Raw genomic sequence first — 24,812 nt, forward strand, 5'->3', positions numbered from 1 at the left:
CAACATATTTATGTGGATAACTATGCAAAAAATTGTGGATAACTTGTTATATAAACACTTTATAAATCATTTATATTATTTATTAATTATTATATTAATATGAATATCAACAGTCCAAATGATAAAGAAATTGCTTTAAGGTCATATACAGAAACTTTTTTAGATATTCTTAGACAAGAATTAGGCGACCAGATGCTTTATAAAAACTTTTTTGCTAACTTTGAAATCAAAGACGTCTCAAAAATTGGTCACATAACTATTGGAACAACCAACATAACCCCAAACTCACAATATGTTATAAGAGCTTATGAAAGCAGTATTCAAAAATCTTTAGATGAAACTTTTGAACGTAAATGTACTTTTAGCTTTGTTTTGCTAGATTCAGCTGTTAAAAAGAAGGTAAAAAGAGAAAGAAAAGAAGCTGCCATAGAAAACATTGAGCTTTCAAATCGTGAAGTTGATAAAACTAAAACTTTTGAAAACTATGTTGAAGGCAACTTTAACAAGGAAGCAATTAGAATAGCAAAACTAATTGTTGAAGGCGAAGAAGACTATAACCCAATATTTATTTATGGTAAATCCGGCATAGGGAAAACTCACTTGCTAAATGCAATATGCAATGAACTTCTTAAAAAAGAAGTTTCAGTTAAGTACATAAACGCCAATTCTTTCACAAGAGATATATCGTATTTTCTTCAAGAAAATGACCAACGTAAACTAAAACAAATAAGAAATCATTTTGATAATGCTGATATTGTCATGTTTGATGACTTCCAAAGTTACGGAATCGGCAATAAAAAAGCCACAATTGAACTAATCTTCAACATTCTTGATAGTAGAATAAATCAAAAAAGAACAACAATAATTTGTTCAGACAGACCAATATATTCATTACAAAATTCATTTGATGCTCGTTTAATTAGCCGTCTTTCAATGGGGTTACAACTTTCAATTGACGAGCCACAAAAAGCTGACCTTTTGAAAATTCTGGACTACATGATTGACATTAACAAAATGACTCCTGAATTGTGAGAAGATGATGCCAAAAATTTTATTGTTAAAAACTATGCAAACAGCATCAGAAGCTTAATAGGTGCTGTAAATAGATTAAGGTTCTATAACTCCGAAATTGTTAAAACAAATTCTAGATACACATTAGCAATAGTTAACTCAATTCTTAAAGACATCCAACAAGTTAAAGAAAAAGTAACTCCTGACGTAATTATTGAATATGTTGCAAAATACTATAAATTATCGCGCTCTGAAATATTAGGTAAAAGCCGAAGAAAAGACGTTGTTTTAGCTAGACATATAGCAATTTGAATTGTCAAAAAACAATTAGACCTCTCTTTAGAGCAAATTGGGAAGTTTTTTGGCAATAGAGACCACTCAACCATTATCAATGCAGTTAGAAAAATTGAAAAAGAAACCGAGCAATCAGATATAACCTTCAAAAGAACTATATCAGAGATAAGCAACGAGATTTTTAAGAAAAATTAACATTTTAAAAAACGGTTTTAAACAATTAAAAAAGTACAAAAATTGCAAAAAAGATCTAAAAAATAACCTAAATTTGTGCTTTTTGCTACTTATCCACAAATTAACAAAACATATATTTATTATTTAAGGAAAACATGAAAATTATTGTAAATAAAAATTTTTTAGATGAAATTATCGAAGTTGTTTCAAGATTCTCTGATCCTCTTAGCTCTTTATATGGAATGAGGTGTATTAAAATAACTGCAAATCATAATTTTGTTAAATTTGAAGCAACAAACGAAATAACAAACATTGTTAGAAAAATTAAAGTTGATGATGACAAAATTATTGTTGAAGAAGACGGCGAGTTATTAGTCCAAGCTAACTATTTTAAAGGTATAATCAAAAAACTTAATGGTTTTATTGAAATAAAAACATATTTTAATAAAATGGAAATAAGACAACAAGATTCTGTATATACATTAACTTTAAATGAAATCAGTTCATTCCCTCAAATTGATGAAAACATTAATATTAAGAAATTCCAAATTAACACTGAAGAATTCAAAAAAGCTGTCAAAAATGTTGCTTTTGCAGCAAGCAACGGCGCTAACTTAATATACAAATGTATCAATTTCAAAAGTTCAGGAAACAAATTAAACCTTGCAGCAACAGATACATTCAGATTAGCTTACTACACAATAAAAACAAATCAAATTTTAGAAGATTTTGACTTCAGCGTTAATGCAAAAGACGTCAAGGAACTACTTCCAGCAGATGTCCCCAAAACTGTTACAATGTTTTACAATTCAATTAAATTTGGCGTTGAATATGATGATACAACAATAACAGCCAGAATCACTGATTTACCATACCACAATGTAGAGCAACTATTTAACAAAGCAATCTCAGAAACCAAACACAAAATCACCATTGAAAAAACTGAATTCAACAACCTTTTAAACAAAATATGAATAAATTCATCAACTGACAAACAAAACAGAATTGAATTAAAGATTTCTAACCAAGAAATAAATATTTACACAAAATTAGATGAACTAGGTGATTCCAACGTTAAAACAACCAAATTCATGCTTGAAGGAACACCTTTTGTTTTCGACATGAATTTTAATTATTTAAAAGACGCTATTTCAATAACTGAAGGCGAAACCTATATTTTAATTGATGAAAAAATTCAAAACATAGTTTTATTTTCAAAAGACAATCCAAATTCAAAACAAATAATAACCCCTCTCAGAAGGTAAAATGAAACCAGAAATTTTTATTCAAGAAAACATTATTACAATAGGCCAGTTATTAAAAAAAATTGGACTTATCCAAACAGGCGGCGGAGCCAAATTTTATCTAGAAAAAAACAAAGTTTTAATTAATAACAAAAAACCAGAAGGAAGAAACTCTAAAGTTAAAAACGGAGACTTGCTAACAATTAACAGCAACATTTATATTGTTAAAAAAGAACAAGATATTTAGCAATTAATTGTTTTTATTTTATTTGGTGTTATAATATTTTTGCTATTTTTTAAAATAGCTTTTGGAGGGGTAGCGAAGCGGCCAAACGCGGGTGGCTGTAACCCACTTCCTCACGGTTCGGGGGTTCGAATCCCTCCCCCTCCACCATTTTGCCCCATAGCCAAGCGGTAAGGCAACGGGTTTTGGTTCCGTCACGCGTTAGTTCGAATCTAACTGGGGCAGCCATTTGTTCTCGAAAGAGAGCATTTTTTTATTTCATTTTTCCTAATTAATTTGTTTTATAGGCATAAATGTATAATTTTATTATGAAGCCAATTTATAAATACAATGTTGTTTTCAAAGACAATAATAATCCTAATGAAAACATAATTTTCTGTCATGGACTTAATTCAACAGCTGACAGATTTGATATTTTTAAAAATTATTGAACAAAATCAAATTATTATTCACTTCAGTTTCCAGCAAGTAATTTAACACCCGTTTTAGAAAACGATGAACCTAGTGTTTTTTGTTTTGCAAAATTATTAGTTAAATTTGTTGAAAAAAATAATCTAAAAAATGTAACTTTAATAGGCCATTCTCTTGGAGGTGGAACAATTTCTTTAGCTTATCAATTAAGGCCTGATTTATTTAAGAAACTAGTTTATATAGCCCCAATGAACAAACCAGCCTTAGCATTATATGATAGATATAAAAAAGACTACTTTCCTAAAGATTATGAAGGTTTCTTAGACCTTATGCGTTCACTTTACTATGACATTTCAAAATTCACATCAGATCCACATTGAGTTAAAGAGCAAAAAGAAAATTTTAATCCTTATTTGTACAACAATCCTGATATTGTTAAGCTAGGAACGCCAGATATGAATGTTTTTAATGCTATAGAAGAAACTTTAAAAATTATTAAAGTTCCAACTTTATTAATTTTAGGTGAAAAAGACGGCGTAATTTTAAGAGAAGAGTGTATTGATTACTTTAAAAAGCACGTAAAAGATGTTGAGGCTCACTGAATTCCAAAAACAGGGCACATGATGTATCTAGAAGACTGAGATTCGTTTATAAAAATTTTAGAACCATTTTTGGACAAATAATATGAACACAATCTATAAGTATGATTTTGTTTTCAAAGACAATAATAATCCAAATGAAAACATAATTTTCTGTCACGGTTTTAATTCATCTCCAAATTCTTTTAAAATTTTCGAAAACTATTGAACTAGATCTAATTATTATGCTTTACAATTTCCAGGTAATAATCATACCGAAATTAAAGAAGGCGATGAAGCCACTGTTGAATGTTATTCAGATTTATTAATCAAGTTTATAGATGATAATAAGCTAAAAAACATTATATTAATAGGTCACTCTATGGGAGGCGGAACAATTTCTCTTGCCTATCAAAAAAGACCTGAGCTGTTTAAAAAACTAATTTACTTAGCGCCAACAAACAAATCGTCGCAAAATGTTACTGAAGCTTTTTTAAGAGATTACTTTCCTAAAACTTTTGATGAATTTATTGGTTTTTTTAAATCATTATATTATGATGTAACAAAATTTACTTCAAACGAATCGTGAATGAGACTTGTAAAAAATACATTTGATCCATATGATTTTAACAACCCCACAATAGTTGGTTTAGGCCAATATTTAATAAGCAACTATTTTCATGATAAATTGGAGCTTGCTTTACAATCTGTTAATGTTCCAGCTCTACTAATTTTAGGTGAAGACGATGGAGTTGTGGATAGAGAGCTTTGTCTTAAATATTTTAAGGAAAATGTTAAAGGCGTTCAAGCACTATGAATGCCTAAAACAGGGCATATGATGTTTGAAGAAGACTGAGAAAACTTTATAAAGATTGTCGAGGAATTCATTGAGAAGCCTTCGGAAAATTTACCAAAAGCATTATAAAAAAGCCATTCCGGCTTTTTTAGTTTCCTTCTGAATTAGAATTCTCTTCTAAAGTTTTTAATGATTCAGTTGGAATGGTTTCACAAAAACCAAACATTTCGACAATGCCTTTAAATGATGATTCAGGAACCGCCAAGTCTTTTAGTTGAGAAAAACTTATGTTTAAATTAATTTTGTCCTCTTGATTATTTTCAATTTTTTGAACAAATTCAGGGTCAGCTACAAAAACAGAACTTAAGCCAACTAAATCAGAATATTCAAGAGCATCTAAACATTTTTGTGGAGTATTTATCCCACCAGATGAGATTATAGGCAGGGTTCCTTTAAACTTTTCATAGATAACTTTGTTAACTAATTGTCCAGTATACTCGTTTTCTGATCTAACTTTATTTAAATATATATCATGTCCTCATGAAGCAATTGCTAAATAGTCTATCTTTCCTTTTTTAATAATTTCATTTACAAGCTGTATAAAATCAATTATGCTATATCCTAATTCTGGGCCATATGTTTCTTCTGGCGTTGCACGAAATCCAAAAATAAAGTCTTTACCAGCATTTTCATTAATCACTTTTCTTATTTCTTCAACTATTTCAAGGCATAATCTGGATCTGTTTTCGAAAGTATTTGATGAATATTCATCGTTACGTTTGTTAACAATTGAGCTAAAAAATGTTTGAATCAATAACCTTTGAGCCATTGATATTTCAACTCCATCAAAGCCGGCAGCAATAGCTCTTTTAGTTGCACTTGCGTAATCTTTAACTATTTGTTTTATTTGGCTTACGCTTAATTCAAAGACTTCGTGTTCTACTGGTATATGATTTTTTTCATATGATGGACCATAAAGATAGCCATATTTTTTGAGACTAGCTTTTGAGAATTTGCCAGCATGAGCAAGTTGCAAAATTGCTATATTACCTTTTGATTTCATTGCATTAGCAAGCTTTTTTAATGATTCAATGTCATCGTCATTTTTTGCACTGTACCCATATTCAAAAAGCTGACCAAATTCATCGAAATATGTACCCCCCGAAATTAGCAATGGTGCACAGTTTGCCCTTCTAGCTGAGTACTCTTCTTCTTCCTTTGTTACTTTTCCGTCTTTAGTTGCCAAACTTAAAGTCATAGGTGAGAGAACAAAACGATTTTTAAGCGTGTAGCTACCTAATTTAAATGGTTTAAAAAGTGGAGCATATTTATTCATTATCTTCCTCGCTCAAAATTGTTTTAACAACATCATCAACACTTATTTCATTAAAAAAGTATTTTTCCAAATTTGCCTGTTTTACAGCACTATAAAGCTCATCATAATCCATTTTAACGCCTACTAGAACTTTTTCTAGCTCACTAATGTCAGCTTTTGCAAAAAAGTCACCACTGATCTTAATTTTTTCAATCCTTTGACCTTCAACAGCAAGTGAGAAATTAATTGTACCAATTGCCAATATTGCATCACGGTTATATTCATATCTAGGACTTAGTCCATAGTTTCAGTTTCAGTTTTTGTATTTGGTATTTACTAATTCATCAATTTGCTTTCAATCGTTTTCAGTTAATACATATCTTTTTACTTTACTCAAGTCATCGACGTTAAATAATTTCTTAACCACCAAATCCTTGAATTCGAAAATATCCATATTTTTGTACGGCTCATCAAAATAATCACTTAAAGGCGCAATTCTTTGTCTTACTGACTTAATTCCTTTAGCTTCAATTTTCTTTCTATTTGGCTTTAGCACCTGTGACATAGCATCATAATCAATTTTATAAATATAAGTATTTCCACCATAAATTGTGTCACCAATTAGTGCCATTGCCGCACCACTAACTTTAAGCCCGTCAATTGTTAAGTCATTTTTACCTGATTGCACAACATTTTTAGCGCCTAATTCTTTGATAATTCTTATTGCGGGCTCTAGGAATTTTTCATAATTTCCTAAAATGCTTTCGTTATTTTTATAAGGAATTAGATAACAAACCCCCATTTGATTACTATCAATATAAATAGCTCCGCCGCCAGTGTCTCTACGAACTATTGGAATGTTATGTTCTTTTAAGTATTTAAAATTAACCTCAACTTCAGGATTTTGGAAATATCCTATCTGCACATAGGGATCTAAAACTGCAGGAAAAGCAACAATCTCATCAAATTTTAAATGACTTAATGCTCAGATTTGTGTAGCTAGATAGTAAGCACCATCTTTTATATATTTTCCATTTCTAATAGGTTCAACTAAAATCATATATACCCCTATAAAACAGCCATATTCAAAAATATTGATTTATGAACTAAACATAAATCAATACTGTTTTTTTACTCTTCATCCAATATTATTTTTGCTACTTCTTCAGCATTTATTTCATTAAAGAAATAACTTTGCAAGTTTGCATCTTTAAAAGCCTTAACTAAGTCATCATATGTCATTTTTGTGCCAACTAATGCTTTTTCTAATTCAGTTATATCTTTTTTAGCAAAAAAGTCACCACTGATCTTAATTTTTTCAATCCTTTGACCTTCAACAGCAAGTGAGAAATTAATTGTACCAATTGCCAATCTTGCATCACGGTTATATTCATATCTAGGACTTAGTCCATAGTTTCAGTCTCAGTTTTTGTATTTAGTATTTACTAATTCATCAACTTGTGCTCAATCTTGCTCAGTTAATTCATAACGTTTTACTTTGCTTAAATCATCAACTCCGAAAAGCTTTTTGATAACAAGGTCTTTGAATTCGAAAATATCTAAATTACGGTATGGTTCGTCAAAATAGTCACTTAAAGGCGCAACTCTTTGTCTTATTGATTTAACACCTTTTGCCTCTATTTTTTTACGATTAGGCTTTAATGAATCAACCATTGCATCATAGTCAACTTTGTATAAAAGAGAGTTACCGCCATAAATAACATCACCATTAAGCATCATTGCAGCGCCACTAACTTTTCTACCGTCAATAGTTAAGTCATTTTTGCCAGATTGAACAACATCCTTTGCCCCTAATTCTTTAAGCATTTTGATTGTTGGTTCATAAAATTTGTCGTAATTACCTAAAATATTGTCTTTTTCGTCATATGGGATTAAGTAGCAAACATTAACAGAGTTATCATCAATGTAAATTGCCCCACCTCCAGTATTACGACGCACAACTTCTAAGTTGTGGTCTTTTAAGTATTTAAAATTAACTTCAACTTCAGGATTTTGGAAGTAACCTAATTGAATATGAGGAGCAGCAATTCCCGGAAACACAATTTTTTCATTTAGTCTCAAGTGATTCATTGCTCAAATTTGTATAGCTAATCAATATGCACCATCTTTAACATATTTACCATTTCTAATTGGCTCTACTAAAATCATTTTTAACCTCTAACAATTTATTAATAGTTTGTTTGATATCATCTGTCCAAACATAAGTTCTTTGTCTTATTTCAAGCGGAGTTCTATAAGATTTATTATTCATTGCAATATATTTTGAGTTAGAAAATTCTTTTGTCATTTCTCAGAAAGGAAATTTAATTAATGTTGGAGTTGAGTAACCAACTCCTATTTCTCAAAAAAGGATCTTTTGACCTTTATGCCTATAAATAAAGTCTTCATACATTTCTTTCTCTTCAAAAAAACGTTTGTCTTCAACCATACCCTTGCCTTTAAGCCGCTTGTTAACTTCTAAAAAGTTGTTGCACTTAGGGCAGCGAGGGATAAGTTCTAAAGGCACTTTCATATCCTTTTGTTTTTCAATCATTTCATAAACTGCTTTATCATTTGAATAAAGTGTGTTATGACACATTTTTGAACACTGAAGCAAGTTATATTTGCCTTGAATATAGAAAATTTTGTCAGCTTCAAAGTTTGCAGCTTCTAGTGAATTATCACTATTTGTTGTAATTATGTGATAGTTTTTGCCTTTTAAATATTCTTTTAGTTTCAAAAAACTTTCACTTGCAGGTTGGTCAAAGTAATTAAGCTTCATAAATCTAGAATGAAATGCCCAATAATTTTGAATATCATCAAAATGATAAACACTTGCTTGAAGCATATCTAGAAACTTAAACTCATCAATAAAGTCTTTAAAATTTTCGACAAATCTTTGTCCGCTATAGCCTATGCCATCAGCACTGGTCATTCCTGAACCAATGCCCACCACAATAGCATCAGCTTCATTAATAAGCGAGTCTAATTCTTTAACAGAGTTTAATTTAAGCATATTAAAAGTCTTCTAATTGTTCCAAAGTCTTAGGGTCAATGTCGCTTAAAATCATTACTCAGTTTTCACTATCTTTTGGTGAACTTAATAATTTAGGATTGGCCATTGCATCTTTATTAATTTCAACAACAGTAGCATCAAAAGGCATTTTTAGTGTCAAGATAGCCTTTGAAGCTTCTAAGTTTAAGAAAATATCATCTTTGTGTAACACTTTTTTGTCAGTGTTTTTATATTGAATAAAACCAATTGTTCCGATATCATCCTGCATTTCAGGTGTAAATCTTAAATAAAACTGGTCTTTGCCTTCTAGTTTTTCCACAACTAAATACTTAACAACTTTTTTCATTTTTACCTCTTTTTACATAGAAATCAGCAACATTCTTGATAGCTATTTTTCGATCATTTATATCTGCAATTGTTGGCAAAATCATCAAGTGATGTACTTTTAAATATTCGCATAAACTATTTAGCTTGTTCATGCTTTCATCATCAAAAACATTAAAGATACTTTTGTGCAAACGCAAGAAATTTTTGTGCTGTTCTTCACTAAACACAAACTGTTCAAACTCACTATATGATGGGTAATAAGCAAAATGATTAGGATCAGCAAAAGAACGATAAAATGCAATCAAATTATGATTTCTCATTGATTTTTCATAATCAGCACCGCTTACTACATTTACACTAAGAGCAACTTCAGGCGGATTTTCATTTCAAGCTGTTTTATAGGTCTCAATGTATGAATTAATAACAGTTTCAGCATACACCTTAGAAGGGTTTAAAAACCAGCCATAATTGATTTTAAATTTATGCATAGCTGCAAAAATTGCACTTTGTTCAGATGTTACCAACATAACAATGTCAACAGGCTTACTTATGTTAGGATTAACCTTAAAATCAAACTCTTTATTGTTGTTTAAATATTCATTAACAGCAATAATTTTTTGTTGAAATTCTGCAGAAGTTAATGATGGTTTTAAAAGCTTAATAGTTTCTTTTGTGCCTATATTTGAGCCAAATCCATAAATAAAACGCTCTGGGTGCAATAGATTTAATGTTTGAATTTGCTCAGCAACATTATATGCTTGATAATTAGCAAGCATAATGCCCCCACACCCTAATTTAATGCCACTAACATTGTTAGCTAAATGATCAAGAAGAATAAGCGGACTAGAAATAACCAATGAATTAACATTGTGTTGCTCACTAATTCAAAAAGAATAAAGATTTAAATCCCTAACATATTGACAAAGTTCAATTACTTCTTTGTAAGCTTTTTCATAGTTATTTTGGTCAGTTAATAGCCCATGGTCAAGAATGCTTATCTTCATAAATAAAATTATAAAACTAAAGCAGCATAAAATAGGCATTTTGGAAATTTATGCATATTTTTAAATGGTCAAAATATAGCACTAAAAGCAAAATTTTTCCTTAGAAACTTATTTTTATATAAATGTATAATAAAGTAATGGAAAACAGATTAATAGAAAATCAAAATGTTAACCAAAAAAACTTTAGAAGATTCGAGAGAGCTTCATCTGTTGCAAGCAGAAAAAATGCTTTTCTTGGTGCTTCGGTTGGTTGATTCTCATATGCAACAGCAATAGCTTTTATTAGTGCTATTGTTATGTTAGCATTTTTTGCTAAAGCGCTAGATTACTTGCAAAGCAATCCATTTATTGGGCTTGGTCTTGCTTTAGGGCTTTTAGTGCTGATTTTTATAGAGTTTATTGTAGGCCCAAAAATGAATTTCTGGGTGCAGTTAGTGATTATAACTTTAAGCATGATACTGTTAGGTATTGTGCTATTATCATTTGCGCTTGTAGAATTATTAGCAACATTTTCTACTGGTGTAAGCATTGATAACTTAGCTATAGCCAAAACATTTGGGGTTATTTTACTGCCAGTTGCCATATTATCAATAATGGCAGTATTAGCCTACTTTGATTTAATAAAAATAAAATTTGTGTATGCAATTATAATATTCTTAACCATTAGCTTCTTTTTCATATTTATATTAAGTGTCTTTATATTCAACTCTTGAATTAATGCACTATTTCCATCAATAGGGTTTGCCTTAATGATTAGTTATATGGCATTCGATTGATGATTAATTACAAGATACAACAAAGCGTTTAATGCTTCAGTAAGCAATGACTCAACTAAAAAAGAGTTCATGAAACTAACGATATACTTTGGATTTAAGTTAGCATATGATTATATATATGCGCTTATATATCTAATAAGATTAATAAGATTAGCTAAAAATTAATACAAAAAACCAGGTATCAAGCCCGGTTTTTTATGTTGATTAAGGTTATTTTCTTGTTTCAGAAGCCAATCAGTCAACCATTTTTTTGAATTGACTACCAGCATCATCATCAGAAGGGAATTTATTTCCCAACGCGCTTTTAGCTGTTTCCATTTGTTTTTTTAAGGTTTCTTGGATTTTAGCTTTGTTTTTCACATAGTATTCGGTTGCGTCTTTTAGTGCTTTGTTAGCTATTTCATCATTTTTATCATCTAATAATCCTGATGTAGCAACACCTACATATTGTTTGTCTTCAGTATCACCATAGCCAAAGACTGTTGGAGTACCATTTTTCTTGCCAATTTCAAACCCTGGTTGAAGGTCTAAATTGTTTTCGCCTTTGCTATATAAGTCAGCTAAAATGTTGTAAATTGCTTGACCAATTAATTTCATAACTGATGTAAAGATTCTGTTGCCTTTTAATGCATTCTTTTGGTCAGCATCGACACCAATAATGAATTTTTCCTTGTCAGCCAATTTTTTAATTTCTTTTGCTGTGTCAACTGATAGTGAACCAGCAACAGGGTAAGAAGCTGTGGCTTTAACTACAGAGTTAATTGCTGTAGTAGCCTGTGGTGTTCCAGATACAAATAAAGTATTTAGTTCAATAGTTTCATTTAATGACTTAGTTTTAGCTTCAGGATGTTCTTTATTTCATTCAATAATACCTTGGAAAGTACCAGCTATAAAGTCAGAAACTGCTGGCCAAGGAATACCACCAAATGCACCAATTGTACGTTTTTCGGGTTGGTCTTTATAAATTTGTGAGAAGTAATCTGCAAGAGCACGACCAGCTATATAAGCAGCTTGTTTAGTGTCAAAGATAACTGGAACAAAGTGACCTTCACCTATTTTTTCAATAAATGTTTTAAAATTTGCATCAGTCTCTGTGAAAAGATTAAAGTCAACAGTGATAAAGACAATATTATTTTCTTTAATCTTATTGATGTAAGTTTGATCTAAGCCAACAAGTGCATCTCTGTGAGTGAATCCACAAAGAACAATGTATTTAAAACCACTGTCAATAGCGTTTTTGTAAGCCTCAAGTAATTGACCTTTTTTAGGTTCATAAACTTTGTTTCTTAAGCCTTTATTACCACTAACTTGTGCTTTGTCTAAACCAAGTTCATAAGAAACTTTGTGAACTGCTTCTCATCCTGATTGGTTAAATGATTCATCATGCACAGAACCTTCATCAGTTATAAAGGTTGCCTTAGGTGCATTTTCAACAGTTAAGCCTTCTCTTAGTTTAAGTCCTTTACGAGAAGTAATGTGTGCAAGTGTTGAAATAGTTTTTACACCATCAACTTCTGTTTCTTTAAAGTACTTGTCGCCACAAGATGCAGCAACTAATGGTACTGATAAAACAGGAGCAGCCCCTAAAAATAGATAGAATTTATTTTTCTTCATTTTTATCCCTAATTCAAATATATAAAGTTCAAAAATTAAATTTTCCAGTTTAGTTTTTAAACCATATATATTATATTAAATTTAATATTAACTAATAGTAGTGTGAAACAGGCAAATTAAACTAATTAAACAATAAAACAGACTCTATTACTTTTCTTTCAGTTTTAGTAATTTTTAACCCTTTATTATTAAGTGTGTTAAACACCAAAATACCTATAAACAAGTTGAATACTATCGATACATTGCCAGGATGATACTTACTTCAAATATTTTCGCCAGGCTTTTTATTCATTAAAAAATTCATTCATTTGCTTAACGTTAAAAGCATGCAAAATGGGCCAATTAAAAACACAAGCAGTAAAAAACTTGCTGATGCTATAGAACTAAAAGTAATAAGCAAAGTTTTTTGCTTAGAATACATCAGAGCAAACATAATCATGAAAAAAGTTAAAAGAGTTAGAAAGCCTAGAAAAAATATTATAAGAATTCTAAATTTTTTATTTTGATCATAGGAAGCTAGTTTTTCTAATTTTTTTATCTCAATATTCATTAACTTTATATTTTTATTCATAAATTCCCTTACTAATTACTAAATTTAGCATTCCAAAGGCTAACATAAAAAAACATTTATATATAATTAAATTGTATTTACTTAAATATATTTTATACAAGAAAGGGGGTTTTATGGAGCATGAATATGCCGTTGAATTTGAGCATGTTACTAAAGACTTTGTTGGTATAAGGGCCAATGATGACGTAACTTTCAAAGTTAAAAAAGGCTCAATTCACGCGCTTATTGGTGAAAATGGTGCTGGCAAAAGTACGCTAACATCAATTTTATTTGGTTTATATGAACCAACTGAAGGGTCAGTCAAAATTAATGGTAAATCAGTAATTGTTAAGAACCCTAACCAAGCTAATGAAATAGGTATTGGTATGGTTCACCAACATTTTAAATTAGTTGCTGCTTATACTAATTTACAAAATGTAATTATGGGTTCTGAGTTCACTTACAATTATTCAATGGGCACATTGGATCTTAAGTTAGCTAAAGCTAAAATTAAAAGTATTCAAGAGCTATATGATTTACATTTTAATCTAAACCAAAAAACATCTAAAGCAACTGTAGCAACTCAACAAAAAGTTGAGATCATGAAGATGCTTTACCGTGATGCTGAAATTTTGATTTTTGATGAACCTACAGCAGTTTTAACAGACCAAGAAATTCAAGGTTTACTTAAAACAATGCAAGTTTTTAAGGAAAACGGCAAAACCATCATTTTTATTTCCCATAAACTCAACGAAGTTAAGCAAGTTGCAGATGAAGCAACTGTTTTAAGAAAAGGAAAGGTAATTGGAACATATGATGTATCCAAAACATCTATTCCGCAGTTAGCTGAGGCTATGGTTGGTCAAAAAGTTGTTGAGACCAAAAACACTTCATTATTTGATGGTTATGATAAACCAGAGCTTATCTCATTTGAAAATGTTTCAACTAAGAAAAACAGAGATTCAGTTTCTTTAAAAGATGTGTCATTTAAAGTTCATCCTGGCGAGATTTTAGCAATAGCTGGTGTTGAAGGCAATGGTCAAGAAACATTAGAATATGTTTTAGCAGGCCTAGTTAAACCATCAAAAGGCGAAATTAAAATTAAAAATCCTGATTTTGATTTAAATAATCCAAAATCAGTTGTTGAGTTCAACATAACCAACTGAAGTGTTGATAAAAAGAACAGAGAAGCCAAAATTAACATTGTGCCAGGTGACAGACACAAGCACGGACTAGTTTTAGATTTTAGTATCAGAGACAACTCTATTCTAAGATTGCTAAATAATAAAACTTATGCACCATTTGGTTTTATTAAAGCCAACAAAAAAGAAGAATTGTTCCAAAACATTGTCACTAACTTTGACGTTAGAGGTACAAACCATGGTAATTCTTTAGCTAGATCTCTTTCTGGCGGTAACCAACAAAAAGCAATTGTTGGTAGAGAAATGAGTACAGAGCACAACCTACTTGTGATAGTACAACCAACCAGAGGGCTTGACGTTGGAGCAATTGACTTAATCCATAAGAAAATTCTCTTAGAAAAACAAGCGGGCAAAGCTATATTGTTAATTTCATATGAGCTTGATGAAATTTTGGCTTTGGCTGACACAATCGCTGTTATTAATGATGGTAGAATATTAGATCTTAAACCTGCAGCACAATTTAATAGAACTGAAATAGGTTTATTAATGGCTGCATCAAATAAGAATGATGAAACAGAAGGAGAGGGCAATGAATAAGAGTGCTGAAAAACAACAAAATCCTGTTTTATCATTCTTTAGGAATTTCTGAAGCAAGGTTAAAAAAGGCGTAAATGCCGATAGTGCTGTTTCAACAAGAAGAAAAGCATATAACTCAATTTGATCAGTTGTGTTTGGAATTTTTATATCAAGCATTGTGCTTTTAGTATTTTTCCAAACCAATCCATTTGAGTTTTTTGCCCAAGTTTTCAATGCCACAGCAACTAAAGGCAACATAGACTGAGTTTATATTTTTATTATTTACTCACTAGCATCAATTGGTGTCGGATTCTCCTTTAAAACAGGGCTATTCAACATTGGGGTTGCTGGACAAATGTCACTTTCGGGTGTTATTTGTTTAGCATTAATTAACCAAAGTAATGTAATTGAAAGCAATGGTGTTATTAAAAACCAAGGCTTAGTGTTCTTAATAATGCTTCTTTCAATTGTTATAGGCTTCTTATATGCTGCAATAGCTGGATTATGTAAAGCATTTTTCAACATCCATGAAGTAGTTTCAACTATTTTACTTAACTGAGTGGCCGTTTACATTGGTAGTTTTATATTTGGTTCAAAATCACCATTTAATAACAGTTTTGTGTTTAAAAATACATCAACTGGTTCAGCTCCTATTAACATTTCAGGTGGGTTTTTTGATAAAAGTTCATTCTGAATTTTTGGAATAGTATTGGTAGCGTTTGTGTCGCTAACTCTATACATGATTTTTGCATTTACCTCTTTAGGTTACAAAATCAAAATGAATGGACTTAACAAAGATGCTAGCTCATATGCTGGAGTTAATCAAAAATTAACAACAGTTTTATCAATGGGCTTTTCTGGTGCATTAGCAGGACTTGCAGGATTTATTCACTTTGTCTTTAAAGCTAAGCAGTATGATGTCATAACGCTAACCAGTCCGCTGCCACTAGGTTTTGACACAATAGCTATATCATTAATTGGTATTAACTCGCCAATAGGAATTCTTTTCTCATCAGTTTTCTACACGATGCTCGAGTTTTCTAGAATTGAATTAATTAGTTTTTACTCAACTAGTGGTGTTAAAGAAGGTGGTATTGACCTAGTTGTTGGTGTTATTATCTTTACTTCAGCTCTTGCCTTGATGTTTACTAATTTCAGGCCTATTCGGAAATTTAGGTTATGGATTTCCTTGCTGACCCAAAAAGTGTATAAAGGACATTATCAAATCTACAAAGAAAAAGTTAAAGCAGTTAAAGAAAACACTAAAACACTTCTTATTGAAGCACGTAAAGTTTATGCAGAAAATAAACCAAAATACAAAGAGATTAAGAGCAAAATTAGAGATATAGAGAATGAAGCCTTAATTAAAGTTAAACAAGGAACTGATAAAAAGTTAGATAAGAAATTATCAAACAGAGAGATAGAGAAAATTTTCCAAAAGTTAGCTAAAGATAAAGTTGCACTTAATCAAGAATTATCAAGATATGGTTACTTTGATATTAAAGATATCAAAAACCTTAAAAATGTTAAGTTAACTCAATTAAAAGTTGAACTTAAAAAGATACAAGAAGAATTGCTGGACAATTACCTATTTATTGAATCAAGACTAATTTTTGCTCAAAGATTATATGACCAAAAGCACTATAAAATAGTCAAAGAACATAATTTAGAGCAATTTAAAAACGAATTATTTTATCTTTATGAAGATAAAAAAGCAATGATTAAAGATCTTAATAAGCAAATAAAAAGTGCTCAAGCACAAAACAATGCTGAATTAGTTAATAAATTGACAGATGAACTAGCTAAGTCACGTGAAGAGTTAACTCAAATTAAAGCTAATTATGATGTTTACAAAAAAGATTTATTAGCTTCATATAAAGGTATTGAAGTTAAAAATGATTCTAGCGATGAAAATTCAAATATTGGCATAAGTCAAGACTTGTTCCATCATTATAAAGAAAAAGTTAAAGCAATAGAAGCTGTAATAACAGGAGGTAATTAATGGAAAGTATAGCATTTATAACTAACGAAACATTATTCTTCGCCTGTGTTCTTGGACTAGCAGCTATTGCTGGAATATTTGCAGAAAGATCAGGAACAGTTAATATTGCAATCGAAGGTACAATGTCAGTTGGCGCACTTGGATATTGTATTACTTCTGCCCTTTTCACTAGTGGCGGGAGAATAAACGGGCTTAATTTAGATGTACCTGGTCTTGAGATAATTTCACTTATATTTGCCGCACTATTTGGCTCGTTGTTTTCACTATTGCTAGGTTTAGCAACAATAAAACTAAAAGCCGAACACACAATAACTGGTGTTGCATTAAACCTTTTATCAGTTGGTATTTGTGCTGCAATTATGAACCCATCTCTTTTAGGCAATCCACAGAAGCAAATTGATCATACTGTTAAAGAGCTTGCATTAAGCACAAACTATAACAATTTTGGAAACATTTTAAGCTTTAAATTGTTCTTACTAATTGCTGTTGTAGTTATTTCATGATTTGCGCTAAACAAAACAAAATGAGGTCTACGTTTCAAAGCAGTTGGTGAAAATCCACAAGCTGTTGACGTTGCTGGTATTAATGTTTACAAATACAAATGAACAGGAATTGTTATTTCTGGATGTATAGCAGGAATGGCAGGCGGGGTTTTTGCCCAAAAACTTCCATTTACAGGGCAAACTAATGGTTTTGGTTTCCTAGCCTTAGCAATTATGATTATGTCACACTGAAATGTCTTAATTGTTCCGGTTTGTGCCTTATTCTTTGGTTTCTTCCAACAAATAGGCGCATGATTACTTAGCGTTGAATTTGACAAAGTAGTTACTGTAGAAACAAGAGACAAAGTACAAAAATTTGGTGAACTAATTAAAGCTATTCCATATGTGCTTACACTTATTTCAATTATGGCCTTTAGTGGTCTGGCTCCTGGCCCTGCCGCTTCTGGTATAAACTACGATAAGTCTAAGAGATAATTAATCATAAATTGTAATCAGCTCAGAGCAAAAACTGAGCTGATTTTATTTATTACCTGCAGCACTATAAAACAGCATTCTTGGTAGTAAAATTGCATATCTTTAGCAAACATGCTTTTTATGCATTTTAATCATACACAAATAAGACCAAAAGAACTGTTTTATAGGCATACAGAGCCAAAAATGAAAAAATTTTTTTCATTTTCTATACCTGCTATAACACTTTCGTTTTTTGTCTTTTTTAAGGATTTAAAATATGTAAAATAATTATGTTTTTAAAACTACAAAGGAGAATGATATGCTAATAGGAATAAGCGGAATGATAAGCAGTGGCAAAAGCACACTAACAGCAAAATTACACAAGCATTTTAACACTTCATTAATGCTTAAAGAATATGATGAAGAAAGCGAAGTGTTTAATACATTTTTAAAATGACTATATGAAAAACAACCGAACTTAACTATTGGCTTTCAATCATATGTTGTGGAAAATCACACAACGAAATTAAGCGAACTAATTGACGAGTTTAACAAGCTAAATAAAAACTGAGAAACCGATCATATATTTTTAGATCGCTTCAGCATTGAACATTACATATTTGCAAATGTAAATTTAAGACCTAAAGGCCAAAATTACTTAAACGGATATGATGCCTTGTTTACTCACTTAATTACAAAAGACGAAACCCCTGATATTGCCATATATTTAGATATGAGCTGAGAAACATTTTTAAAAAGAATTTTTGAACGTGGAAGGCAAGTTGAAATTGATAATTTTTATGCAAATGAAGAATATTTCAAGACTTTGTACAATTTATACAAAGACTTATTCATTAAGCAAGCTGAAAAATTTAAGCTAGAGTACAAAATTATTGAAACCGATAATCTTACTGAAGATGAAGTGTTTGAAAAAGCTTTAGAAATTATCGCAAATCATAAAAAAACTTTCAGAAGGGGATAGGATGATAATTGGCATAAGCGGAATGATAAGCAGCGGCAAAAGCACGCTTGTTAAAAAACTCAGTGATTATTATCCAAACTCAATTTATATTGAAGAATTTAGTGAAAATGATCCGGTTTTTAACACTTTTTTAAGGTGATGCTATGAAAAGCAACCAAACACTGATATTGCTTTTCAATCATTTTTAGTTGAATCACTAACTGATTCTTTTCATAAGCAAAAAGATAAGTTTGCAAAAACAAATGACTCCCAAAACAGTCATATGTTTTTGGACAGATTTATTTTAGAGCACTACATTTTTGCCGCCGCAACTTTGAATAAGAAGAAAAAGAAATATTTTGAAGCTTTTGATAAGTTATTTAATCACATATATGATCCAAGCTGTAACCCAGACTTTGCTCTTTTTATTGATATAAATTGAGAAACATTTAAGTCTAGAATTTTCCAAAGAGGCAGAAAAGTTGAAATAGACAACTTTTATGAAAACGAAGAGTATTTCAAATATTTACACAAAATTTATAAAGAAACCTTTATTGATTTAGCTATAAAGTACAATATTCCATATGAAATAATTGATTCAAATAACAAATCAGATACTGATGTATTTAATGAAGCAGTGTCAAAAATTAAGAAACACATTAAAGAAACAAAATAAGATCAGGCACGCAGACCTGATTTTTTTATATGACTATAAAACAGGCATATAAGTTAGTTTTTATTAACTATTTCTTGTATATATGAGGTATCAAACAATTTGCTATAAGCATTTGACCCATCAGGATTTTTTGGAAATTCTATATCAGGACTTACTCCATATTCATAGCTTTCAAAGTTTTTGTTAGCAAAAACATTATTACTGCTTAAAACTGCAATATTGCCTGTCGGTAACACAGACATTTTTAAATATGAAGCACCACCTTGTGTTTTATAACCAATTATTTTGGCTAAATTATTATCCTTTACAACACCAGCAAATAAGTTTCCAGACGAATAAGTTACTGGCGATGTTAAAAGGTAAAATTTAAAGTCTTTTTTAGGTGTTCTAGACTTAACCTTCGTTGCATTTTTAGTGCCTGATTGTGGGTTAATTAGATTGTAGTTAAACTCTTTGTCAGTTATAAAACCTAGTAATTCATAAACTGCATAAAGTGAACCACCAAGCATATTAGAAAAATCTAATACAATATTTTTTATTTCTTTTGATTTATATTCATCAAACGCCGACTCCAAAATACTTGTTATGCCATCTATTAGAGCATCAAAACGCACAATCAGCGTTTTATTATCTGGTGTTAAAGTTGACTTAACAAAGCCATTTCCATTTCTTGGAGACATTTTTTGAAAACTAAAATAAAGTTTTCAATACTCTTTAATTATTTTAGTGTCATCAAAACTATTATTTAAATCATCATACTGCTTTTCATCTTGATTATATCCATTCATAAATAGTTTGGTATGTAAATCATCTAAACCATTTATTACTGAATGAACTGTTTTATAGTGCTTTTCGTCAGAATCCAACAAACCTGTCTTATATTTATTTAAAAAGCCTAAAGGTCAATTAGGATCTTTATTTTTTATGCCATAGAAGTTATCTAGAAGAAAGTGAAAGAATTTAAATTGGTATTCCTTCATGCTTTCGCTTATTACTTTTTTATTTGGATTAGTGTTGCTTAACATTTGTCTATATTCTAGATTTTCTGGAGAATGCAATTCATAAAAATTAAAGATAAGTACTCTATCGTTATTAAAATAAAACTGATTTACAGATTCACTTAAGAGAACTTGATTTATGACATTAAAAGGAACAAAAATTTTGTTATCATGCTTTATCATTTCAAGCCCATATCTTTTTAAATCGATAACAACAGGCTTATCATTGCTGATTGTTTCATCTTTAATTTCAAATAGAAGGCTTTGTTGATATTCTCTTGGCAATATTGAGTTCAAAAATTCATAACTAGATAAAATTATTTGTTGATTTTGATAATAAAATTTAAGTGAGTAATTTTGCTCAAATGGCTTATTGCCATTTGATGAATTAAACTTATTTATAGAGTTAATGGTAAAAGTATCATTATTATAAGAATAATTAATTTGCTTTTGCAAATCATATATTTTGGATTGATAACTTACATCATAGTAATTTTGTTCAAATTCTAGAATCCCATCTGATATTTTTAGAAAATCATCAACAGAAATGTAATTTATATCATTAAGTTCATAAAAATCAACACTGTTAGTAATAGGGACAACGGTTCTAGTTATAGAACTTAATTCATATGTTGACTTAGTGAAATTAGGGACATATTTTAGATAAACATTTAAATCAGAATTAACAACATAATCATTTGGAATTGGTGATTTAAAATCTTTATCAAAAAAATGACCAGCAAATTTATATCCTGGTTTTAGAATAGTTTCAAAATTGATAACCGAATTAGTATCAATTTGGATTTCTTTGACTGGTTTATTATCAGCGAAGTAAACGATATTTGCGTGTTTTTTAGGGTGGCTAATTACTGTTTTGTCTTTAACTTTTCCATTATTAACATTGGTTATATTTATTTCTTTATTATTGCAACTAATTAAGGCTGTAGCAAAAACAGTACTTGTCAAAAACCCAATACCCTTTTTCATGACACTCCTTATTTTTTTTAAAAAACACAATCGATCATTTCTTTATTAAAAGTATACAGAAATAAACAAAATGTCCCAAAAAAGCTATTTTAAAGGTTTATTCTACTTTAGAACAGTTGTTCTAAACATAGGCGGAATGTGCTTTTGTTGCAATTTTGAGTCTTTATTAACAAAGTGTTGATGGTTAACTCCCGAACTAACTTTTCATGAGCTCAAGTCATGATCAAAAGCTTTAGCAGTTCCAAACATTCCATACATAGATTCAACTTTTTCAACTTTTCAATTTTTGATGTCTTGATTAAACTTATCTGTTTCAGCAAACATTCTATCCATACTTTTAACTTTAGAAACATTTCAGTTATCTAATTTGCTATTAAAAACAGAAGCACCTCAAAACATGTCAGCCATATCAGCAACATTGTGTGTTTTTCAGCCGCTTAAATCTTGATCAAATTTCTGTGCACCGGAAAACATAGAATACATTGTTGTTACACTCTTTGTATCTCAAGTTTTTAGCGGTTTGTTAAAACTTGATGCTTCAAAAAATGTAGAACTCATATTCTGAACATTAGAGGTGTTTCAGCCCTCTAATGACTGATCAAAATTTGAAGCCTTACTAAATGTTGAAAGTAAACTAACGATATTGGCTGTGTTTCATTTTTCAAGATTTTTAACTTCTTTTGCTTTTATACCAGCAAATGATTCAGAAAGAGAATTAACTTTTAATGGAAGATGTTCAGGCACTTCAATTGTGTTTTCTGGAGCAGTTAATAATCTGATAAATTTTCCCGATTCATCTTTAAAATAGCCTAATTGCTTAATTATGACTTTTTTATCAGCAGCAATCTTAAGACTTTTAGGGTCTTTAGTGTATGAGACAGTTGTATTAGTCTCATCACCACTTAATGCATAAATAATAGGAACAGAATCCTTAATATCTCCAAATCTTAAGGTAATTTTTTCATCACCAACAAGAAGATCAATAACCTGTTTAGTGTTATTTTTCTTGATTGAATCGTTTGATAATTCACTGTTAAAAAGCTTTAAAAATTTAGATGTTTTATCATTAACGTAAACTTTTAACTGTTCAACAACATCATTGTATGTATGAAAATCAGCAAAACCATATTTATGCTTCCTTCACAACGTTTCAATTTTATTTTTAAGACTTTCTTGATCTTCCTTTGTAATCTTTCCCTCGGGCTGTTCTTTATTTTTTTCAGAAGGGATTATCCCAAAATGAAGAGATTCATGTGTGTCATTACTATTAACATCAGGAGAATCAGACAACATTTTTTCATTTTCTTTAATTAAATTGTTTGGATCTACTTGTGATTTATTATTCTCTGTGCTTGTTTCGCTTTTTGATCCATTATTGGAATTAGATTCCTTATTATTGTTAGAGTTTGAATCGTCATCCACTAGAGGAAGAACATTAGCCCCCCCCCTATTTATAGGATTATTTTCTGTACTGCTGTATTTTGTACAACTAGCTGAAATTGCCGGGATTAGCAGCGATGATAATACTGATAAAAGAAGCAGTCTATTTTTAATTTTATTTTTCATAAATATTATTCCTTTTGTTCACTTTTTTGTTTAGGTCTGTTTTATAGTGCTATAAGTTTAAGTATACTAAACAATTATCTTTTGTAAGCTGTTTTAAATTTCTGTGGTAAGTGGTCATGATTAAGAACTGATTCATTATTTGTGAAATCTTGATAGTAAACCTTTTCATATAGCTTTCATAAACTAATGTCTTGATCAAATGATTTAGCTCCACCGAACATTCCATACATTGATTCAACTTTTTGTACATCTCATCTGCCAATGTCCTGATTGAATGTTTCAGCCGAAGCAAACATTCTTTCCATACTTTTTACATTTGAAACATCTCAATTTCCTATAGAACTGTTGAAGGCTGTTGCACCTCAAAACATTTTTGACATATCAGTGACATTTTTTGTATTTCATTTACTAATATCTTGGTTGAAGCTCTCTGCTCCAGCAAACATGTCTTCCATAGTTATTACATTATCTGTTTTTCAGTTTTCTAGAGAACTGTTGAATTTCTTTGCCTCAGTAAAAACAGATGTCATGTTCTTAACATTTAAGGTGTTTCAGTCTTTCAAAGATTGATTGAAATTTTTAGCATTATCAAAAGTTGACAAGAGACTAACTATATTTGTAGTGTCTCATTTATCTAAATTTGTTACTGTTTCCTCTTCAAGCCCTTTAAATGCCTCAGCTAAGGAGTTTATTTTTAAAGGCAATATTGCCGGCACTTCAACTGTGTTTTTAGGCACGGTTACAATTTTAAAGTACTCACCATTTGAATCTTTATAATAGCCCAGTTGCTTAATTATTATTTTCTTTGAATTTTTAATATTAAAGTCTTTACTTTCAGTTCCATAAACATAAAACTGATTATTTTCTTCACCTTTATATGAATAAACAGTTGGTACAGTGTGTTTTATATCTCCAAACTTTAAAGAGAATTTTTTACTTCCTATTTTCAAATCAATAACTTTTTTTGGATTATTTTTATTTATCGAATTATTTGTATTATTTTTGTCATTTAACTCTAGAAACTTAGCTATATTATTGCCTGCATAAACTCTTAATTGCTTTAAAACGTCATCAAATGTGTGAAAGTCAGCAAAACCATATTTGTGTTTTTTTCAAATATCATCAATAGCCTTTTTGTATTTTTTAGCATCTTCAGGAGAAATTGTTGGTTCTTTTAGTGGTGCATCATTATGCAAGCTGTCTTTTAAATTATTTAGTTTATATGTTTCATCATCCCTAAGTTCCTTTTTTATAGGGGTTTTAGAATTTTCTAGTTCACTGTTTTTAGTGGTATCAGTTGTACTTTTGTTAAAGTTTTGCTCACTATTACTAGGACTTTTATTGCCATTTTGTTCACTTAATTCACCCAAATTATTTTCAGCATTCTCATCCGCAGGCGTCTCTATTCTATTAGCTCCTGTGTTTATAATTTCAGTCTGTTTAGACTCACCTTTAGCACATCTAGCTGCCACAAAAGACATAGAAATTGTCGACAGTGGCGCAATTAATAAAAGTTTTTTAATTTTCATATTCTTCCTTCATTTTTTTGGCTTTTTGTTGCATTAAGTTAACTAGTTAGATACTTTTTTTAAAA

22 protein-coding genes and 2 tRNA genes are annotated in these 24,812 nt (G+C 30.1%); 13 read left to right on the top strand and 11 right to left on the bottom strand.

Annotated features, from left to right (window positions below):
- The first annotated feature begins 99 nt into the window (after nucleotides 1-99).
- From dnaA to MAGB_RS02270, 7 genes are all read left to right on the top strand, one after another.
- Nucleotides 100-1,500: a chromosomal replication initiator protein DnaA gene (gene dnaA / locus MAGB_RS02240; protein ID WP_004024183.1), complete on the top strand. Its 1,401-nt coding sequence runs from the start codon at nucleotides 100-102 to the stop codon at nucleotides 1,498-1,500.
- 134 nt (nucleotides 1,501-1,634) lie between these two features.
- On the top strand, nucleotides 1,635-2,744 hold the full coding sequence (locus tag MAGB_RS02245) for a DNA polymerase III subunit beta (RefSeq protein ID WP_004024184.1): 1,110 nt from the start codon (nucleotides 1,635-1,637) through the stop codon (nucleotides 2,742-2,744).
- Nucleotide 2,745: 1 nt separating this feature from the next.
- Entirely contained in the window at nucleotides 2,746-2,970 is a 225-nt protein-coding gene (locus MAGB_RS02250) for an RNA-binding S4 domain-containing protein (protein ID WP_004024185.1), read from the top strand.
- Nucleotides 2,971-3,033: 63 nt separating this feature from the next.
- Nucleotides 3,034-3,117 (top strand) — tRNA-Tyr (locus tag MAGB_RS02255).
- A gap of 3 nt (nucleotides 3,118-3,120) precedes the next feature.
- Nucleotides 3,121-3,195 (top strand) — tRNA-Gln (locus MAGB_RS02260).
- Nucleotides 3,196-3,275: 80 nt separating this feature from the next.
- Nucleotides 3,276-4,061: an alpha/beta hydrolase gene (locus MAGB_RS02265; protein WP_004024186.1), complete on the top strand. Its 786-nt coding sequence runs from the start codon at nucleotides 3,276-3,278 to the stop codon at nucleotides 4,059-4,061.
- Nucleotide 4,062: 1 nt separating this feature from the next.
- Nucleotides 4,063-4,881, top strand: coding sequence for an alpha/beta fold hydrolase (locus tag MAGB_RS02270; RefSeq protein ID WP_004024187.1), 819 nt, complete (start codon nucleotides 4,063-4,065; stop codon nucleotides 4,879-4,881).
- Nucleotides 4,882-4,900: 19 nt separating this feature from the next.
- Here MAGB_RS02270 and MAGB_RS02275 read toward each other — a convergent pair whose 3' ends face one another.
- From MAGB_RS02275 to MAGB_RS02300, 6 genes are all read right to left on the bottom strand, one after another.
- Nucleotides 4,901-6,088, bottom strand: a complete 1,188-nt coding sequence (locus MAGB_RS02275; protein WP_004024188.1) for an NADH-dependent flavin oxidoreductase — start codon at nucleotides 6,086-6,088, stop codon at nucleotides 4,901-4,903.
- The gene (locus MAGB_RS02280) at nucleotides 6,081-7,127 is read right to left on the bottom strand and encodes a lipoate--protein ligase (RefSeq protein WP_004024189.1); all 1,047 of its coding nucleotides are present in this window, start codon (nucleotides 7,125-7,127) and stop codon (nucleotides 6,081-6,083) included. Before MAGB_RS02280 ends, MAGB_RS02275 begins: the two co-directional genes overlap by 8 nt.
- Before the next feature lie 71 nt (nucleotides 7,128-7,198).
- Nucleotides 7,199-8,236 carry a lipoate--protein ligase gene (locus tag MAGB_RS02285; RefSeq protein ID WP_004024190.1) on the bottom strand — a complete coding sequence of 346 codons (1,038 nt, stop codon included), beginning with the start codon at nucleotides 8,234-8,236 and terminating at the stop codon, nucleotides 7,199-7,201.
- Nucleotides 8,214-9,083 carry a hypothetical protein gene (locus tag MAGB_RS02290; protein ID WP_004024191.1) on the bottom strand — a complete coding sequence of 290 codons (870 nt, stop codon included), beginning with the start codon at nucleotides 9,081-9,083 and terminating at the stop codon, nucleotides 8,214-8,216. Before MAGB_RS02290 ends, MAGB_RS02285 begins: the two co-directional genes overlap by 23 nt.
- Nucleotide 9,084: 1 nt before the next feature.
- Nucleotides 9,085-9,429 (bottom strand): calcium-binding protein, encoded by a 345-nt coding sequence (locus MAGB_RS02295; protein ID WP_004024192.1) that lies wholly within the window; start codon nucleotides 9,427-9,429, stop codon nucleotides 9,085-9,087.
- Nucleotides 9,413-10,414: an LLM class flavin-dependent oxidoreductase gene (locus tag MAGB_RS02300; RefSeq protein WP_004024193.1), complete on the bottom strand. Its 1,002-nt coding sequence runs from the start codon at nucleotides 10,412-10,414 to the stop codon at nucleotides 9,413-9,415. The genes MAGB_RS02295 and MAGB_RS02300 overlap by 17 nt, the downstream gene beginning before the upstream one ends.
- Nucleotides 10,415-10,536: 122 nt before the next feature.
- Here MAGB_RS02300 and MAGB_RS02305 point away from each other — a divergent pair, with 122 nt between their 5' ends.
- Nucleotides 10,537-11,355 (top strand): MAG0110 family membrane protein, encoded by an 819-nt coding sequence (locus tag MAGB_RS02305; RefSeq protein ID WP_004024194.1) that lies wholly within the window; start codon nucleotides 10,537-10,539, stop codon nucleotides 11,353-11,355.
- A gap of 45 nt (nucleotides 11,356-11,400) precedes the next feature.
- Here the strand turns inward: MAGB_RS02305 and MAGB_RS02310 are convergent, their stop codons facing one another.
- Together MAGB_RS02310 and MAGB_RS02315 are read right to left on the bottom strand one after the other, a co-directional pair.
- The gene (locus MAGB_RS02310) at nucleotides 11,401-12,804 is read right to left on the bottom strand and encodes a BMP family ABC transporter substrate-binding protein (RefSeq protein ID WP_004024195.1); all 1,404 of its coding nucleotides are present in this window, start codon (nucleotides 12,802-12,804) and stop codon (nucleotides 11,401-11,403) included.
- 121 nt (nucleotides 12,805-12,925) lie between these two features.
- The gene (locus MAGB_RS02315; RefSeq protein WP_004024196.1) at nucleotides 12,926-13,375 is read right to left on the bottom strand and encodes an MAG0130/MAG3770 family membrane protein; all 450 of its coding nucleotides are present in this window, start codon (nucleotides 13,373-13,375) and stop codon (nucleotides 12,926-12,928) included.
- 113 nt (nucleotides 13,376-13,488) lie between these two features.
- Between MAGB_RS02315 and MAGB_RS02320 the strand changes: the two genes are divergently transcribed.
- The 5 genes from MAGB_RS02320 (at nucleotide 13,489) to MAGB_RS02340 (ending at nucleotide 19,667) form a co-directional block, all read left to right on the top strand.
- The gene (locus tag MAGB_RS02320; protein ID WP_004024197.1) at nucleotides 13,489-15,093 is read left to right on the top strand and encodes an ABC transporter ATP-binding protein; all 1,605 of its coding nucleotides are present in this window, start codon (nucleotides 13,489-13,491) and stop codon (nucleotides 15,091-15,093) included.
- Nucleotides 15,086-17,074 carry an ABC transporter permease subunit gene (locus MAGB_RS02325; protein WP_004024198.1) on the top strand — a complete coding sequence of 663 codons (1,989 nt, stop codon included), beginning with the start codon at nucleotides 15,086-15,088 and terminating at the stop codon, nucleotides 17,072-17,074. Before MAGB_RS02320 ends, MAGB_RS02325 begins: the two co-directional genes overlap by 8 nt.
- The gene (locus MAGB_RS02330) at nucleotides 17,074-18,051 is read left to right on the top strand and encodes an ABC transporter permease (protein ID WP_004024199.1); all 978 of its coding nucleotides are present in this window, start codon (nucleotides 17,074-17,076) and stop codon (nucleotides 18,049-18,051) included. The genes MAGB_RS02325 and MAGB_RS02330 overlap by 1 nt, the downstream gene beginning before the upstream one ends.
- Nucleotides 18,052-18,349: 298 nt before the next feature.
- On the top strand, nucleotides 18,350-19,012 hold the full coding sequence (locus tag MAGB_RS02335; RefSeq protein WP_004024200.1) for a deoxynucleoside kinase: 663 nt from the start codon (nucleotides 18,350-18,352) through the stop codon (nucleotides 19,010-19,012).
- 1 nt (nucleotide 19,013) lies between these two features.
- The gene (locus MAGB_RS02340) at nucleotides 19,014-19,667 is read left to right on the top strand and encodes a deoxynucleoside kinase (RefSeq protein WP_004024201.1); all 654 of its coding nucleotides are present in this window, start codon (nucleotides 19,014-19,016) and stop codon (nucleotides 19,665-19,667) included.
- Between the two features lie 53 nt (nucleotides 19,668-19,720).
- Here MAGB_RS02340 and MAGB_RS02345 read toward each other — a convergent pair whose 3' ends face one another.
- From MAGB_RS02345 to MAGB_RS02355, 3 genes are all read right to left on the bottom strand, one after another.
- The gene (locus MAGB_RS02345; RefSeq protein WP_004024202.1) at nucleotides 19,721-21,652 is read right to left on the bottom strand and encodes a S41 family peptidase; all 1,932 of its coding nucleotides are present in this window, start codon (nucleotides 21,650-21,652) and stop codon (nucleotides 19,721-19,723) included.
- A 102-nt stretch (nucleotides 21,653-21,754) separates the two neighbouring features.
- A complete protein-coding gene (locus MAGB_RS04400) occupies nucleotides 21,755-23,218 on the bottom strand; it encodes a BspA family leucine-rich repeat surface protein (RefSeq protein WP_004024203.1) in 1,464 nt (487 codons plus the stop codon).
- A gap of 74 nt (nucleotides 23,219-23,292) precedes the next feature.
- Nucleotides 23,293-24,747 (bottom strand): BspA family leucine-rich repeat surface protein, encoded by a 1,455-nt coding sequence (locus MAGB_RS02355; RefSeq protein ID WP_004024204.1) that lies wholly within the window; start codon nucleotides 24,745-24,747, stop codon nucleotides 23,293-23,295.
- Between the last annotated feature and the right edge of the window lie 65 nt (nucleotides 24,748-24,812).

The organism is Mycoplasmopsis agalactiae 14628 (assembly GCF_000266865.1).
Taxonomy (GTDB): Bacteria; Bacillota_I; Bacilli_A; order Mycoplasmatales; family Metamycoplasmataceae; genus Mycoplasmopsis; species Mycoplasmopsis agalactiae_A.